At 74.0% G+C, this 16151-nt stretch carries 11 protein-coding genes; 3 read left to right on the forward strand and 8 right to left on the reverse strand.

The window, feature by feature from the left end; all coding sequences use genetic code 11:
- Positions 1–5 precede the first annotated feature (5 nt).
- The 3 genes from RNC47_RS10900 (at position 6) to RNC47_RS10910 (ending at position 4924) form a co-directional block, all read left to right on the forward strand.
- Complete coding sequence (locus tag RNC47_RS10900; RefSeq protein WP_311597949.1) at positions 6–1496, forward strand: complex I subunit 4 family protein; 1491 nt, start codon at positions 6–8, stop codon at positions 1494–1496.
- Positions 1493–2914: an NADH-quinone oxidoreductase subunit N gene (locus RNC47_RS10905; protein ID WP_311597776.1), complete on the forward strand. Its 1422-nt coding sequence runs from the start codon at positions 1493–1495 to the stop codon at positions 2912–2914. Before RNC47_RS10900 ends, RNC47_RS10905 begins: the two co-directional genes overlap by 4 nt.
- A gap of 165 nt (positions 2915–3079) precedes the next feature.
- A complete protein-coding gene (locus RNC47_RS10910; RefSeq protein WP_311597777.1) occupies positions 3080–4924 on the forward strand; it encodes a glycoside hydrolase family 15 protein in 1845 nt (614 codons plus the stop codon).
- Here the strand turns inward: RNC47_RS10910 and gcl are convergent.
- From gcl to RNC47_RS10950, 8 genes are all read right to left on the reverse strand, one after another.
- A complete protein-coding gene (gene gcl, locus RNC47_RS10915; RefSeq protein WP_311597778.1) occupies positions 4899–6671 on the reverse strand; it encodes a glyoxylate carboligase in 1773 nt (590 codons plus the stop codon). The two genes, RNC47_RS10910 and gcl, sit on opposite strands and share 26 nt — an antisense overlap.
- 62 nt (positions 6672–6733) lie before the next feature.
- Complete coding sequence (locus RNC47_RS10920; RefSeq protein WP_311597780.1) at positions 6734–7609, reverse strand: 2-hydroxy-3-oxopropionate reductase; 876 nt, start codon at positions 7607–7609, stop codon at positions 6734–6736.
- Positions 7606–8454, reverse strand: a complete 849-nt coding sequence (locus RNC47_RS10925; RefSeq protein WP_311597781.1) for a TIM barrel protein — start codon at positions 8452–8454, stop codon at positions 7606–7608. The genes RNC47_RS10920 and RNC47_RS10925 overlap by 4 nt, the downstream gene beginning before the upstream one ends.
- Before the next feature lie 22 nt (positions 8455–8476).
- Positions 8477–10021 carry an aldehyde dehydrogenase family protein gene (locus tag RNC47_RS10930; RefSeq protein WP_311597783.1) on the reverse strand — a complete coding sequence of 515 codons (1545 nt, stop codon included), beginning with the start codon at positions 10019–10021 and terminating at the stop codon, positions 8477–8479.
- A complete protein-coding gene (locus RNC47_RS10935) occupies positions 10018–10986 on the reverse strand; it encodes a 2Fe-2S iron-sulfur cluster-binding protein (protein WP_311597785.1) in 969 nt (322 codons plus the stop codon). Before RNC47_RS10935 ends, RNC47_RS10930 begins: the two co-directional genes overlap by 4 nt.
- Entirely contained in the window at positions 10983–12806 is a 1824-nt protein-coding gene (locus RNC47_RS10940) for an NAD(P)H-dependent oxidoreductase subunit E (protein WP_311597787.1), read from the reverse strand. The genes RNC47_RS10935 and RNC47_RS10940 overlap by 4 nt, the downstream gene beginning before the upstream one ends.
- 248 nt (positions 12807–13054) lie before the next feature.
- Positions 13055–15010 carry a molybdopterin oxidoreductase family protein gene (locus RNC47_RS10945; protein WP_311597789.1) on the reverse strand — a complete coding sequence of 652 codons (1956 nt, stop codon included), beginning with the start codon at positions 15008–15010 and terminating at the stop codon, positions 13055–13057.
- Complete coding sequence (locus RNC47_RS10950) at positions 15007–16059, reverse strand: 2-dehydropantoate 2-reductase (protein WP_311597791.1); 1053 nt, start codon at positions 16057–16059, stop codon at positions 15007–15009. Before RNC47_RS10950 ends, RNC47_RS10945 begins: the two co-directional genes overlap by 4 nt.
- Positions 16060–16151: the final 92 nt, after the last annotated feature.

Below are 16151 nucleotides of genomic sequence, written 5' to 3' on the forward strand. Positions count from 1 at the left end.
CCGTGCTGCTCACCGTGCTGCTCTTCCTGCCGCTGGCGGTGGCGGTCGCGCTGCTCGCGCTGCCGGCCGCCGTCGCGCGCCGGGCCGCCTGGTGGGCGTGGACGGCGACGGCCACGGCGGAGACGGTGCTGGTGGTCGTGGTGTGGGCGGGGTACGAGCCGGGCGGCGGTGTCCAGTACGAGGCGCGGGCCCGGTGGATCCCGAGCGCCGGGGTCGGCTACCACGTCGGCGTCGACGGGCTCTCGCTGCCGCTGCTCGCCGTCAGCTGCGTGCTCTTCCTGGCCTGCGCCGGCTACTCGCGGCGCGAGACCCGGCGGGCCAGGGAGTTCGCGGCGCTGTTCCTGTTCCTCCAGACCACCTGCCTGGGCGTGTTCGCGGCGCTCGACCTGATCCTGTTCTTCGTCTTCTTCGACCTGTCGATCGTCGGCATGTACGTGGTGGTCGCCGGCTGGGGGCGCCGGCCGGCGGCGGCGCGCGCCGCGTTGACGTTCTTCCTCTACACCTTCCTGGGCTCGCTGGCGCTGCTGCTCGGCTTCATCGGCCTCTACCTGGCCGCGGAGCCGCACACCTTCGACATGACCGAGCTGACCGACCGGCCGCCCCTCCAGGGGCGGGCCGCGCCCGCGGCGCTGGTGTTGCTGGCGATCGGTCTCGGGCTCGCGATCAAGACACCGACCGTGCCGTTCCACACCTGGCTGCCGCCGGCCCACACGGAGGCGCCGGCCGCCGGCTCGGCGATCCTGGCCGGAATCCTGCTGAAGATGGGCACCTACGGCCTGCTGCGGATCGCCATGCCGATGCTGCCCGAGGCATGGCGCCGATTCGCGCTGGTGTTCGTGGTCCTCGGGGTGGTCTCGGTGCTCCACGGCGCGCTGGTGGCGCTCGCCCAGCGCGACGTCAAGCGGATGATCGCCTACACCTCGGTCAACCACATGGGCTACGTCCTGCTGGCGGCCGGCGCCGCGGCCACCGCGGGCGAGCGGGCCGGGCGGCTCGCGGTGGACGGCGCGGTCACCCAGATGGTGAGCCACGCGCTGATCACCGGCGCGCTGTTCCTCCTCGCCGGCGTGCTGTACGACCGGGGGCGCACCCACGCGATGGCCGACTGGGGCGGGCTCGCCGGTCCAGCGCCGGTCTTCGCGGCGCTGACCGGGATCGCCGCGTTCGCCTCGCTCGGCCTGCCCGGGTTCTCCGGCTTCATCGCCGAGTTCCAGATCTTCGCCGGCAGCCTGCCGGCGCGCCCGGTCGCCACCGGTCTCGCGCTGCTCGGGGTGCTGCTCACCGCCGGCCTCTTCCTGCGCGCCCTGCACCGGATCCTGCTCGGCCCGCCGCGGCTGCCGCCCGGGGTGGGCGCCTTCGCCGACCTGCGCGCCCACGAGGCGGCGGCGATCGTGCCGCTGCTGGCGCTCGCGACGCTGATCGGGGTGGCGCCCCGGTTCCTCCTCGACGTGGTGGAGCCGGCGGCGCGCGAGCTCGTCGGCCTGGTGGCCGGATGACGAGGGTCGACGAGAACCCGCTGGCGCTGCTGCCCGAGCTGCTGCTCGCCGGCTCCGCGGTCCTGGGGCTGCTGCTCGGCGCCTGGCTGCCGCGCGCGCGGCAGTGGCTGGTCGGCCTGCTGGCCACCGGCGCCTGCCTGGCCGGGGTCGTCGCCGCGGCCGTCCAGGCCGGGCTCGCCGCGCCGACGACCGCCTTCGGCGGCGCGTTCGCGGTCGACGCGGTGACCACCACCGCAAGGATCGTGGTCCTCGGCGCCGCCGTGCCCCTGCTGGTACTGGTCGCCGGGGCGAGCCGGGGCCACCGGCGGGAGACGGAGTACTACGTGCTGCTCCAACTCGCGGCCCTCGGCGCGCTGATGCTCGCCGGCGCCGCCGACCTGCTGACGCTGGCCGCCGCCTACCTGCTGGCCGGCGTCCCCGGCTACGCCCTGGCCGGCTTCGCGCGGGACGCCAGGGGCACCGAGGCCGCGCTCAAGTACTTCGTGGTCGGCGCGCTGCTCGGCGTCGTGCTGTTCACCGGCGTCACGCTGCTGCTGGCGGCCGGGCGGGCCACCGGCTACCCGGCGCTGCGCGCGGCGCTCCCGGAGGCGCCGGGCGCGCTGGTGACGGTGGGGCTTGTCGCGCTGCTGGCCGGCCCGCTGTTCAAGTCGGGCGCGGTGCCCGGGCACTTCTGGGTGCCGGACGCCGTGCAGGGCGCCGCGCCGCCGGTGGCGGCGCTGCTCACCACGCTGCCCAAGGTGGGCGCGTTCGCGGCGCTGTTCCGGCTGGTGTCCGGGCCGTTCGCCGGCCTGCCGACCGACTCGGTGCCCTGGCCCGGGCTGCTCGCGGTGCTGTCCGCCGCCACCATGACGCTGGGCAACCTGGCGGCGTTCTTCCAGGACGACGTCCGCCGGCTGCTCGCCTACTCGACGATCAGCCAGGCGGGCTATCTGCTGATCCCGGTCGCCATGGCGGGCCGCTCCGAGCTGTCCCAGCGGGCGCTGCTCTTCTACCTGGCCGGCTACGCGATCACCAACCTGGGCGCGTTCGCCGTGGTCTGCGCCCTGCCGGGCGCCCGGCGGCTCGGCGACTACCGCGGCCTGGCCAGGCGCCGGCCGGCGCTGGTGGGCGCGCTCCTCGTCTGCCTGCTCGGCCTCGTGGGCACCCCGCCGACAGCGGTGTTCCTCGGCAAGCTGGAGGCGTTCGGCGCGGCCGTCGACGGCGGCCACGCCTGGCTGGCCGCATTGGCCGTGGCCAACACGGTCGCCTCGCTCTTCTACTACCTGCGCTGGCTGGCCCCGGCCCTCCTCGGCCCGGCACGGCCGGGCGCCGGCCCGGATCCCGGCCGGCCGGCGGCGCTGACCGCGTACGCGGCGGCGCTCGGCTCGCTCGCCCTCGGCCTGGCCGGCGGCCCGGCGCTCGCGCTGCTCGACGGCTGAGCCGCACGGGTCGGGCGCCGATGGTGACAGAGGGTGGTAGGAGACCCGCCGCACTACGTGTACCGGCTCGATCGACCGAGCGTGACGGGTCAGCGGAGGCCGGCTCGGGCTTACCGTTCTAGGCTCGAAGGCGGAAGGGCGAGGAACCGCCGGAAGGGGTCCGCCATGGCCGAGCGACCCGAGTCGCGCTATCTGCCCATCGCCGACCACGGGCTGATCGGCGACCTGCGCAGCATCGCGCTGGTCGGCATCGACGGCACCATCGACTGGTACTGCTGTCCCCGCTTCGACTCGGCCAGCGTCTTCGCGTCGATCCTGGACGCCGACCGGGGCGGCAGCTTCCAGCTGGCGGCGGACGTGCCGGCGCGCACCAAGCAGTTCTACTTCCCCGACACCAACGTGCTGATCACCCGGTTCTTCGCCGGCGACGGGGTGGGCGAGGTGCAGGACTTCATGCCGATCAACGGCAGCTCGGACGGCCACGACGACCGGCACCGGCTGCTCCGGCGGGTGGTCTGCGTGCGCGGCACGGTGCCGTTCCGGGCGCGGGTGGCGCCCAGATTCGGCTACGGCGCGCAGCCGCACACGGCGCGCATCGAGGACGGGCAGGCGGTCTTCGCCTCCCCCGACCTGACGCTGGCGCTCACCTCCACGGCCCCGCTGGAGGGCGACGACCGCGACGTCTGGTCGCGGTTCACGCTGCTGGAGGGCCAGTCCGAGGTGTTCGCGCTGGACCGGATCGAGGACGGCCAGCTGCCCCGCGCCTGCCCGCGCGCCGAGGCCGAGGAGGAGTTCGCGGCGACCGTGGACTTCTGGCGGCGCTGGCTCCACGCCTCCCGCTACCGGGGTCGGTGGCGGGAGATGGTGCACCGCTCGGCGCTGACGTTGAAGCTGCTGACGTACGCGCCGACCGGGGCGATCGTGGCGGCCCCCACCACCAGCCTGCCGGAGCAGGTGGGCGGCGAGCGCAACTGGGACTACCGCTACGTGTGGATCAGGGACGCGGCGTTCGCGGTGTACGCGCTGCTGCGGCTCGGCTTCACGGAGGAGGCCGACGGGTTCATGGCCTTTCTCTCCCGGCAGATGGGCCTGTCCCGGCGGACGGGGCAGCAGGCGGTCGGCCCGGCGGGGCCGAAAGGGCCGCTGCAGATCATGTACGCCATCGACGGGCGGGCCGAGCTGCCGGAGCGTGAACTCTCCCATCTGGAGGGCTATCTGGGCTCGGCCCCGGTGCGGGTCGGCAACGCGGCGGCCGAGCAGTTGCAGTTGGACATCTACGGCGCGCTGATCGACTCGATCTACCTGTACGACAAGTGGGGCCAGCCGATCTCCAGCGACCGCTGGGACGAGGTCTGCGCGCTGGTGGAGTGGGTGTGCGGCAACTGGGAGCAGGCGGACGACGGCGTCTGGGAGACCAGGGGCGGCCCCAAGCGGTTCCTGTACTCGCGGCTGATGTGCTGGGTGGCGATCGAGCGGGCGATGCGGATGGCCATCCGCCGGGGGCTGCCGGCCGACATCCCGCGCTGGCGCGAGACGCGGGACACCATCTACCGGCGGATCATGAGCCACTGCTGGTCGGAGCGGCGGCAGGCGTTCGTCCAGCAGGAGGAGGGGGACGTGCTCGACGCCTCGGTGCTGATGATGCCGCTGGCCAAGTTCATCTCCCCCACCGACCCCAAGTGGCTGTCCACGCTCGACGCGTTGACGGACGAGCTGGTGTCCGACTCGCTGGTGTACCGCTACGACCCACGGGTCAGCCCGGACGGACTGCGGGGCGAGGAGGGCACGTTCTCCATCTGCTCCTTCTGGTACGTGGAGGCGCTGGTGCGGGCCGGCCGTCCGGAGGAGGCGAGGCTGGCGTTCGAGAAGATGCTGACCTACGCCAACCACCTCGGCCTGTACGCCGAGGAGATCGGCCACACCGGCGAGCAGCGCGGCAACTTCCCGCAGGCCTTCACCCACTTCGCCCTGATCAGCGCCGCGTTCAACCTGGACCGGGTCCTGGGGTGACGGGACTCGGCGCGGGCGCCGGTTCGTCGAACTCCTCGACGGCGTCGATCTCCAGCCCCATCGGGACGTTGGTGACCCGCTCCAGGACGACCTCCACCACCACCGGCACCCGGTACTCGGCGGCGAGCTCCCTGGCCTGCTCCAACGCCGGCCGGATCAGCTCGGGTTCGACCACCCGGACGGCCTTGCAGCCCAGACCCTCGGCCACCTTGACGTGGTCGACGCCGTAGCCGCCGAGTTCCGGGGCGTTGACGTTGTCGAACGAGAGCTGGACGCAGTAGTCCATGTCGAAGGCGCGCTGGGCCTGCCGGATCAGACCGAGGTAGGCGTTGTTGACCACGACGTGGATGTAGGGGATGCGGAACTGCGCCCCGACCGCCAGCTCCTCGATCATGAACTGGAAGTCGTAGTCGCCGGAGAGCGCCACCACGGTGGCGTCCGGGTCCGCGGTGGCCACGCCCAGCGCGGCCGGCACGGTCCAGCCGAGCGGGCCCGCCTGGCCGGCGTTGATCCAGTGCCGGGGGCGGTGGACGGCGAGCAGCTGGGCGGCCTGGATCTGGGAGAGGCCGATGGTGCTGACGTACCTGGTGTCCCTGCCGAAGACGCGGTTCATCTCCTGGTAGACCCGCTGGGGCTTGATCGGGACGTCGGTGTAGTGGGTGCGGCGGAGCATGGTGGCCTTGCGGTGGGCGCACTCGACGGCCCACCGGGTGCGGTCGGGGAGCGTGCCGGCGGCCTTCCGTTCCCTGGCCGCCTCGACGAACAGGTCGAGGGCCGCCCCGGCGTCCGAGACGATGCCGTAGTCGGGGGCGAACACCCGCCCGATCTGGGTGGGTTCGATGTCCACGTGGACGAAGGTGCGGCCGCGCGTGTAGACGTCGAGGCCACCGGTGTGGCGGTTGGCCCAGCGGTTGCCGACGCCGAGCACGAAGTCGGCCGCCAGCATGCTGGCGTTGCCGTGCCGGTGCGAGGTCTGGAGGCCCACCATGCCGGCGCACAGCGGGTGGTCGTCGGGGATGGTGCCCCAGCCCATCAGGGTCGGCACCACGGGCACGCCGGTCAGCTCGGCGAACTCGACGAGCTGTTCGGCGGCGTCGGCGTTGACGACGCCGCCGCCGGCCACGATCAGGGGGCGTCGCGCGGCGCCGAGCAGGTCGAGCGCGCGCTCGATCTGGGCGCGGCCGGCGGCCGGCCGGTGGACGGGCAGCGGCTGGTAGGTGTCGGGGTCGAAGGGGATCTCGGCCTGCTGGACGTCCACGGGCAGGTCGATCAGCACCGGCCCGGGGCGCCCGGACCGCATCAGGTGGAACGCCTGCTGGAAGGCGCCCGGCACCTGGGCGGGTTCCAGCACCGTCATGGCCATCTTGGTGAGCGGCCGGGCGACGGCGGCGATGTCGACGGCCTGGAAGTCCTCCTTGTGGAGCCTGGCCACCGGCGCCTGCCCGGTGACGCAGAGGATGGGAACGGAGTCGGCGGCGGCCGAGTAGATGCCGGTGATCATGTCGGTGCCCGCGGGGCCGCTGGTGCCGACGCAGACGCCGATGTTGCCGGCCCTGGCGCGGGTGTAGCCCTCGGCCATGTGCGAGGCGCCCTCGACGTGCCGGGCGAGTACGTGGGTGAGGCCGCCGTCGCGGCGCATGGCGGCGTAGAAGGGGTTGATCGCGGCGCCGGGCACTCCGAAGACGTGCCTGGTGCCCTCGCGTTTCAGGATCTCCACCGCCACCTGGGCAGCCGTCATCCGGGGCATGGGGTACTCCCGTCGGGGGTCGTGGGAAGGGGGTGGGCCGGGCCTGGGCGGAGCTCGGCGGCTCAGCCGCCGGCCAGCCGTTCGACGCCGCGCAGCAGCGCGGCGTGGTCCAGGCCGCCGTCGCCGTTGGCGCGGGCCGAGGCGACCAGTTGGGCGGCCAGCGCGCCGAGTGGCAGCGGCACGCCCAGGGCGCGGGCGGCCTCGGTGACGATGCCCATGTCCTTGTGGTGCAGGTCGATGCGGAAGCCGGGCCGGAAGTCGTGGTGCTCCATGGCGGCGCGTTTGCGGGCGAGGACCGTGGATCCGGCGAGGCCGCCGCCCAGCACGTCGAGCGCCGAGCCGAGGTCGACGCCGGCCCGCCGCAGGAACACCACGGCCTCGGCGAGGGCCTGGAGGTGCACGGCGACGATCAGCTGGTTGGCCGCCTTGACGGTCTGTCCGGCGCCGGTGGGGCCGACGTGCACCACGGTGGAGCCGAGCCGGTCCAACAGCGGCCTGGCGGCGGCGAAGTCGGCGGCCTCCCCGCCGACCATGATGGAGAGCGCGGCCTCGACGGCGCCGGCCTCGCCGCCGGAGACCGGGGCGTCCAGGACGCGGACGTCGAGCGGGGCCGCGGCGGCGGCGATCTCCAGGGCGATGCCGGGGGTGACGCTGCTCATGTCGATCAGCAGGGTGCCGGGGGCGGCGTGCGTCAGCACGCCGCCCTCCTCCAGCACGACGGACCTGACGTGTGGGTCGGCGGGCAGCATGGTGATGACCACCTCGGCGCCGGTGACGGCCTCGGCGAGGCTCTCGGCGGCCCGGCCGCCCTGGGCGGCGAGGCGTTCGACGGCGGCGTCGACGAGATCGTAGCCGGTGACCGCGTGGCCGGCCTTGACGAGGTGGCCGGCCATCGGGGCGCCCATGATGCCGAGGCCGACGAAGCCGATGGCGGTCACCGGAGTGCCTCCCGCCGGTCGGCGCGTTCCCCGCGCGGCAGCCAGTCGAGGCTGGCGGCGCTCGGTCCCGTCGGCCGGTACTCGAGGCCGATCAGGCCCGGGTAGCCGTGTGCCGCCAGCCGGTCGAGGAGGGCGGGCAGGTCGAGGGAGCCGGTGCCCGGCTGGTTGCGTCCTGGGACGTCGGCGATCTGGACGTGGCCGATGCGGTCGGCGTGCGCGTCGACGACCGCGAGCGGGTCCTCGCCCATCCGGGAGAGGTGGTAGACGTCGCACAGGAAGCGGGCGTTGCCGAGGCCCGTGACCTCGTTGACCCGGTCGACCACCGCCACCGCCGCCCGCGCCGAGACCAGCGGGTAGCGCGGCGACTCGTGCGCGTTGAGCGCCTCGACCAGCAGCACGGCGCCGATGTCGTGGGCGGCGCGGGCGGCCAGGGCCAGGTTCTCCAGGGCGAGTTCGTCCTGGTCGGCCGGGTCGAGGCCGGGTACCCGGTTGCCGTAGAGGGCGTTCAGGGCGGTGCAGCCGAGCTCCTCGGCGAGGCCGACGGCGACGGGCAGGTTCGCCCGGAACCGGTCGGTCTGGGCGGGGTCGGAGAGGGTGCCGCGCTCGCCGCGGCCGAGGTCGTCGAGCAGGTTGAGGCCGCTCAGCCGGATCCCGGCGTCGGTGAAGGCGCGGCGCAGCGCCGCGACGTCGGAGTCGGCGGGGCTCGGGTCGTCGTCGAAGGGCCACCACAGTTCGGCGGCGGTGAATCCGGCGGCGGCGGCCGCGGCGGGGCGGTCGAGCAGCGGGAGCTCGGTGAAGAGGATGGACAGGTTGACGGTCCACCGGGGGGCGGCGGCAGTGGTCATCTCGGGCACTTCCGGGACGAGGTCAGGTGGGCGGGTAGAGCGTGTACTCGGCGAAGTTGCCGGGCAGGCGTTCGCCGGGCGGCCCCTGGGTGACGGCTCGCACCAGGAGTTCGCCGCCGACGAAGGCGCCGTGCCAGGAGGCCCCTCGGCCGCCGAACGGTTCGGCGCGGTCGCCGCGCGAGCGGGGCGCGTTGATCCCCACCTTGAACGCCCGCAGCTGTGCCGCGAGTCGGCTCGCGGTGGCCGGGTCGTCGCAGGCCAGGGAGGCGACGAGGGCGCCGTTGCTGGCGTTCATGGCGGCCAGCAGCTCGGCCTCGGTGTCGACCAGCACGATGGTGTCGACGGGGCCGAAGGGTTCCTGGTGGTGCAGGGGTGAGGAGGGTGGTGGGGAGAGCACGGCCGCGGGCGGCAGATAGGCGGCGGTGTTCTGGCCGGGCAGGAAGCGGCCGTCGGCGAGCCGGCCGCGGTGCAGCGGGATCCCGCCGCGGGCCACCGCCTCGGCCACCACGCCGGCCAGTTCCTTGGCCTTGGCGTCGTTGATCAGCGGGCCGAAGGCCAGCTCGGGCGGCTCGTCGTCCGGGTGCGCGACGGCCAGCGGGTGGCCGAACTCCACGGCGCGGACCGCCGGCAGGTAGGCGGCGAGGAAGGCGTCGAAGAGGTCGCGCTGGACGACGTAGCGGGGGTAGGCGGTGCAGCGCTGCTTGCCGTACTCGAAGGCGCGGCGCACGTGTCCGGCCAGCAGCTCCCAGTCGCTGAACTCCCACACGCCCCAGCAGTTGAGGCCCTCCTGTTCCAGGATGTGCCGGGTGCGGGTGGCGGCCAGGGCGGCGGCGACCCGGCCGCCGGCGCCGCGCCCGCCGACGAAGTTGACGCAGCCCACGGCCGGGTCGCCGACCAGCGCCGGGGAGAGTTCGGAGCCGCTGCCGCTGACCAGGGTGAGGGGCAGGCCGTGCCGGGCGGCGAGGGCGCAGGCCAGCGTGAGGCAGGCGGTGCCGCCGTCGGTGGGGGTCTTGGCGACGGCCGCGTTGCCGGCGAGCACCTGGACCAGCATGGCGTGCATGAGCACGCTCATCGGGTAGTTCCAGCTGGCGATGTTGGAGACGGGCCCGGACAGCGGGGCGCGGTCGCCCAGCATGGGCCCGATCTCGTCGAGGTACCAGCGCACGCCGTCCAGGCAGCGGTCCACGTCGGCCCGGGCGAGCCGCCAGGGCTTGCCGATCTCCCAGACCAGGAGCAGTGCCAACAGGTCGCGGTGGGCGGCGAGTTCGTCGACCGCGCCGGCGACGCGGGCGCGCCGCTCGGCGAGCGGCAGCCGGCCCCAGGCGCGGTGCTGGTCGAGGGCGCCGCGGACGGCGGCGCGGGCGGTGGTCGGGTCGAGGGCGGGTGGGCCGACGATCGGGCGGCCGTCGACCGGGCTGGTGGCGGGGGCCGGGATGCCGTCCTCGTGCCAGCCGCCGCCGTGCAGGTTGAGCACCCGGTCCGCGCGGAACGCCTCGGGCGCGGCGGTCAGGCAACGGGTGAGGGCGTCGCTCCAGTCGGTGCCCGGCTTGAGCCGGTAGCCCGTCACAGCTCGACCTCCTCGACGTCCTGGATGGGCGGCCCGGTGCGCTGCACGTGCTGCCAGCCGAAGCGGCCCTTGATGCAGAGGTTGCCGTGGGTGACCGAACTGTCGTGTGGGGAGGTGACCTTGACGATCTGCTCGGCGCCGTCCGGGAGTTCCTGGACGTGCAGGGTGAGCGAGCAGCCGGTGCCGCAGAAGGTGCACAGCGTGGTGGTCTCGGTCTGCGCCGACTCGTCCCAGGTGCCGGCCTCGCGGTGGTCGTACTCGGCCTTGAAGCTGAGGGCGCCGGTGGGGCAGACCTCGATGCAGTTGCCGCAGTAGACGCAGGCGGAGTCGGGCAGCGGGGCCGCGTACTCGGTGGATATGCCGGCGTCGAAGCCGCGTCCGGCGACGGTCAGGGCGAAGGTGTTCTGCCACTGGTCGCCGCAGGCGTCGACGCACTTGTAGCACAGGATGCACTTGCCGTAGTCGCGGACGTAGAGGTCGTTGTCGACCTTGGCGGGCTGGGCGACGGTGGCCGCGGCGGCGCCGTCGGTCTCCTCGTGCTCGCCGGGCCTGGCCGGGCCGGTCCTGGGCGGTGCCGCGGGGCCGAAGCGCTCGGGGTCCGCGTCGTACTCGGCCATCCAGTCGGCGACCTTCGGGGTGGTGGACAGGTCGGTGGCCGAGCCGAGGAGTTCGAGGACCAGCTTGCGGCTGTGCCGGGCGCGCTCGGTGGCGGTGCGCACCACCATGCCGGGCTCGGCCCGGCGCGAGCAGGAGGGCACCAGGGTGCGGGAGCCCTCGACCTCGACCATGCAGAGCCGGCAGACGTTGGCCGGGGTGAGCGTGTCGCCGTGGCAGAGGGTGGGCAGGTCGCCGCCGGTGGCCCGGACGGCGTCCAGGATGGTGGCGCCCTCCGGGACCAGCACGGTGGTGCCGTCCAGGGTGAACTCCACCATGCGGCGAGGCAGTCCGAGGTCGATGGCGGTCATGCGGTTCCCTCCGTGCTGGTGAGCAGGCCGAGGCGGTCGAGGGCGGACTCGATGGCGTTCCAGGCGGTCTGGCCGAGGCCGCAGATGGAGGAGTCGCGCATCACCTGGCCGACCTCGCGCAGCAGCGCGGTGTCGGCGGGGTCGCCGCGGCGCACCAGGCGTTGCAGGGCCTCCTCCTGGCGGACGGTGCCGATCCGGCAGGGGACGCACTGGCCGCAGGACTCGTCGCGGAAGAACGCGGCGATGCGCAGCAGGATGCCGGCCAGGTCGGCCTGGTCGTCGAGGGCGAGCACAACGCCCGAGCCGAGGGTGGTGCCGGCGGCGCGGGCGTCCTCCAGGGTGAGGGGCAGGTCGAGCTCGTCGGCGCGGACGAAGCCGCCGGCGGCGCCGCCGAGCAGCACGGCGCGCAGGGTGCGGCCCTCGGCCACTCCCCCGGCCAGGTCGAGGAGTTCGCCGAGGGTGGTGCCGAAGGGCACCTCGTAGACGCCGGGCCGGCGGACGCTTCCGGAGAGGCAGAACAGCTTGCTGCCGGTGGAGCGTTCGGTGCCGAGGCGGGCGTAGGCGGCGGCGCCCTCTTCGAGGATCAGCGGGATGTTGGCCAGGGTCTCGATGTTGTTGACGGTGGTGGGCTTGCCGAACAGGCCCTTCTCCACGGGGAACGGCGGCTTGCTGCGGGGCTCGCCGCGGTAGCCCTCGATGGAGTTGAAGATCGCGGTCTCCTCGCCGCAGATGTAGGCGCCGGCGCCGCGTCTGATCTCGATGTCGAAGTGGAAGCCGGGGTGGCCCATGACGTCGCGGCCGAGGTAGCCGCGGTGCCTGGCCTCCGCGATGGCGTGCCTGATCCGGTGCAGCGCGCGCGGGTACTCGCCGCGCAGGTAGAGGTAGCCGCGGCGGGCGCCGACGGCGAGCCCCGCGATGGTCATGGCCTCGACGACGGCGAACGGGTCGCCCTCCAGCAGCACGCGGTCCTTGAAGGTGCCGGGCTCGCTCTCGTCGGCGTTGCAGACCAGGTAGTGCGGGGTCTCGGGCTGTCGGGCGGTGGCGTCCCACTTGCGGCCGGTGGGGAAGGCGGCGCCGCCGCGGCCGGTGAGCCCGGAGTCGGTGACCTCCCGGATGACGGCGCCGGGGCCGATGGAGATGGCCCGGCGCAGCGCCGTGTAGCCGCCGCTGGCCCGGTACGCCGCCAGGCTGGTGGGGTCCACGGTGCCGACCCGGCGCAGCAGGCGCAGCCCCGGCCGCCCGGCCTGGGGCACGGACTCGACGACGGGCGGCTCCGACGCGGTGGGGTCGGGCTCGGTGGCCGGCCCGGTGCGGGCCGCGGCCAGCAGTTCGGTGGCACCGGTGGGGGCCAGCACCTGCTCGGCCGCGACCTCGCCGGCCTCGAAGACCAGGGCCGCCGGGGCGCGTTCGCAGACGCCCAGGCAGGGGCTGCGCAGCCACTGGACGTCGCCCTCCGGCTGCCCCGGCGGGCCGAGTTCGCGTTCGGCCGCCGCGGCGAGCGCGTCGCCGCCCGCGGTCTTGCACGCCAGGTCGGTGCAGACGTGGAGCACCCGGCGGGGGCGGGGGGTGAGCGAGAACAGCGAGTAGAAGCTGGCGACGCCGTAGGCGCTGGCGGGCGGGATCTCCAGGCGGCGGCAGAGGTGTTCCAACGCGCCGGGGCTGATCCAGCCGATCCGCTCGTGCACCGCGTGCAGGGCCGGCAGCAGCAGGTCGCGGCGGTGCGCGGGGGCCTCCGGGTCGTCGGCCTGGGCGGCGAGCGCGGCGTCGACGGCGTCCCGTTCCTGCTCGGTCGCCGTGGCGCCGGAGAAGTGCAGTTCCATGGTGCGCTCCTTGGCGGGGGCGGCGGCTAGGGCCTGTCTTTGGGGTCTTCGTGGATCAGCGAGCGGCGGATGGCGCCCGGCTGGCAAGGCGCCTCACGCGGCGGAGCCGCATGTCGGCCGCAGCGCAGCTCGTACTTGGCCGTACTCGCGCGATTCGGCAACGCAGCCAGCCGGGATGCCTGGGGGCACCTCCCAGCCGCCAGGCTGGGGGCTCGTCGCGAGCCCACGAAGATCCGGAAGACAGGCCCCTAGCGAGCCGGGGTGGGGTCGAGGCGCTCGACGCGGATGGCGGCGGCCTTGTACTCGGCGGTGCCGGCGATCGGGCAGGTGGCCTCGATGGTGATGGTGTTGACGTCCACCTCGTCGGGGAAGTGGAAGGTCATGAAGGCGAGCCCCGGGCTGAGCGCGGCGTCCAGCCGGACCGGGGCGACGATGGAGCCGCGGCGGGAGCTGATCCGCACCTCCTCGCCGTCGGCGACGCCGAGCGCCTCCGCGTCGACCGGGTGCAGGTCCAGGGTCTCGCCGCGGCGCAGCGGGGAGTCGAAACCGCCGGACTGGACGCCGGTGTTGTAGGAGTCGAGGCGGCGGCCCGTGGTGAGCCGCAGCGGGAACTCCTCGGTGAGCTCGTCCACCGGCGGGCGGTGTTCGAGCACGGTGAACGGGGCGGGGCGGCCGCGCCGTTCCGGGTCCGCCTCCCACAACCTGCCGTGCAGGTAGGAGGGTTCGAGGGTGTCCTCGCTGTAGCAGGGCCACTGGATGCCGCCCGCCTCCAGACGGGCCCAGGAGATGCCGGCGTGGTTGGGGGCCAGGGAGCGCATCTCGTCCCAGGCCTGCTCGGGCGTGTAGTGCCAGTCGTGGCCGAGCCGGCGGGCCATGTCGCAGAGGATCGCGATGTCGTCGCGGGCGCCGGCCGGCGGTTTGAGGGCCTTGCGGACCCGCTGCACCCGCCGCTCGCTGTTGGTGAAGGTGCCGTCGGTCTCGCACCAGGCGGCGGTGGCGGGCAGCACGACGTCGGCGAGCTGCGCGGTCTTGGTGAGGAAGATGTCCTGGACGACGAGGTGGTCGAGGTTGGAGAGCCGCTTGACGGTGTGCTGGGCGTCGGCCTCCGACTGGACCGGGTTCTCGCCGATGATGTAGCAGGTGGTGAGGTCGCCGCGCTCGATGTGGTCGAGCATCTGGGTGAGGTTCCAGCCGTAGCGCGGCTGGATGGCGCGGCCCCAGGCGAGGCCGAACTTCTCGCGCACGGCGGGGTCGAGGATGTCCTGGAAGCCGGGGAGCCGGTTGGGGATGGCGCCCATGTCGCCGCCGCCCTGGACGTTGTTCTGGCCGCGCAGCGGGTTGAGTCCCGCGCCGTGGCGGCCGACGTGTCCGGTGAGCAGGCCCAGGTTGATGAGGGCGAGGACGTTGTCGGTGCCGTTGTGGTGCTCGGTGATGCCGAGGGTCCAGCAGAGTTGGGCGCGGTCGGCGCGGGCGTAGACGTGGGCGAGTTCGCGGATCAGGTGGGCGGGGACGCCGGTGACCTCCTCGGTGCGGGCCAGCGTCCAGGGCTCGGCGGCGGCCGCGTAGGCGGCGTGGTTCTCGGTGCCGCGCTCGATGAAGGTGCGGTTGGCGAGGCCGGCGTGGATGATCTCGCGGGCGATCCCGTAGGCGAGTGGGATGTCGGTGCCGACGTTCAACGGCAGGTGCCGCTCGGCGAACTGGGCGGTCGAGGTGCGGCGGGGGTCGACGACGAAGAGTCGGGCGCCGTTGCGCATGCCGCGCAGCACGTGCTGGAAGAAGATGGGGTGCGCCTCGCGGGCGTTGGAGCCCCAGAGCACGATGACGTCGGTGTCCTCGATCTCCTGGTAGGAGGAGGTGCCGCCGCCGCTGCCGAAGACGTGGGCGAGGCCGGCGACGCTGGGCGCGTGGCAGGTGCGGTTGCAGGAGTCGACGTTGTTGGTGCCGACGACGACCCGGGTGAACTTCTGCGCCAGGTAGTTCATCTCGTTGGTGGAGCGGGCGCAGGAGAACATGCCGAAGGCGTCCGGGCCGTGCTGCTCGGTGTTGCGCCAGAAGCCCTCGGCGGCCCGGCTCATCGCCTCCTCCCAGGTGGCGGGGCGCAGCACGCCGGAGTCGCGGACCAGTGGCTGGGTGAGGCGGGTGTAGTGCTCGCGGCGGCGCTTCCGGTCCTGCCGGGTGCGCTGGCCTGGGGAGTTGGCGGTCATGCTGGCTCGACCTTCCGTGCTGGGGGTTGGGGGTCGGGTGCGGCGGTGGGGCGGCCGGCGGCGGTGCCGGCGTGCGGGCGGGTGCTGGTGCGGGCGAGGAGGTCGACGGCGGCGTGCACGTCGCGCAGGGTGGGGGCCGGGACGCCGGTCAGCTCGGCGAGCTCGACCACCGCGCCGAGGATGGCGCCGGTCTCCATCTCCTTGCCGGCTTCCAGGTCCTGGAGCATCGAGGTCCTGTGGTGGCCGACGCGTTCGGCGCCGGCGAGCCTGCGGTCGATGGACACGCCGGGCGTGCTGCCGGTGGCCCGCGCCACCGCCAGGGTCTCGGCCATCATCGAGCCGACGAGGCGGCGGGCGCCCGGGTGGGTGGCGATCTGCACCATGGTGGCGCGGGTCAGGGCGCTGAGCGGGTTGAAGGCGACGTTGCCCATCAGCTTGACCCAGATGTCGTTGCGCAGGTCGGACTCCACGGGGCACTTGAGGCCGCCGGCCACCATGGCCGCGCTGAAGTCGAGGCAGCGGCGGGAGACGCTGCCGTCCGGCTCGCCGATGGCGAACCTGGTGCCCTCCAGATGGCGGATCACCCCGGGTTCGGCGATCTCGGTCGAGCAGTAGACGACGCAGCCGATGGCCCGGCGCACCGGGATCACGGAGCTGACGGTGCCCTCCGGGTCGACGGCCTCGATGCGGCGGCCCTCCAGGGCGTGCCCGGCCAGGCCGTGGAAGTACCACCAGGGGATGCCGTTCTGCGCGGCGATCACCGCGGTGTCGGGGCCGAGCAGCGGCTCCAGCAGGGCGCCGCAGGTGGCGTACTGCTGTGCCTTGAGGCCGAGGAAGACATAGTCGACGGGGCCCACCTCGGCGGGGTCGCCGGTGGCGGGCGGGCGGGCCAGGAAGTCGCCGCGCGGGCTGAGCACCGTGACGCCGCGCTCGCGCAGCGCGGCCAACTGGGCGCCGCGCGCGATCAGATGGACGTCGGTGCCGCCGCGGTGCAGCGCCGCTCCGACGTAGGCGCCGATGGCTCCGGCGCCGAGCACTGCCACTCTCATTCACTGCCCCCGATCTCGGTCGGGTGTGGGCCCCTGAGGGGCAGGGATTGCATACAGTATTCCAGTGATCGCCGCGCCGGGACAGGGGCGTG

This window comes from Streptomyces millisiae (genome assembly GCF_031845425.1).
Taxonomy (GTDB): Bacteria; Actinomycetota; Actinomycetes; order Streptomycetales; family Streptomycetaceae; genus Streptomyces; species Streptomyces millisiae.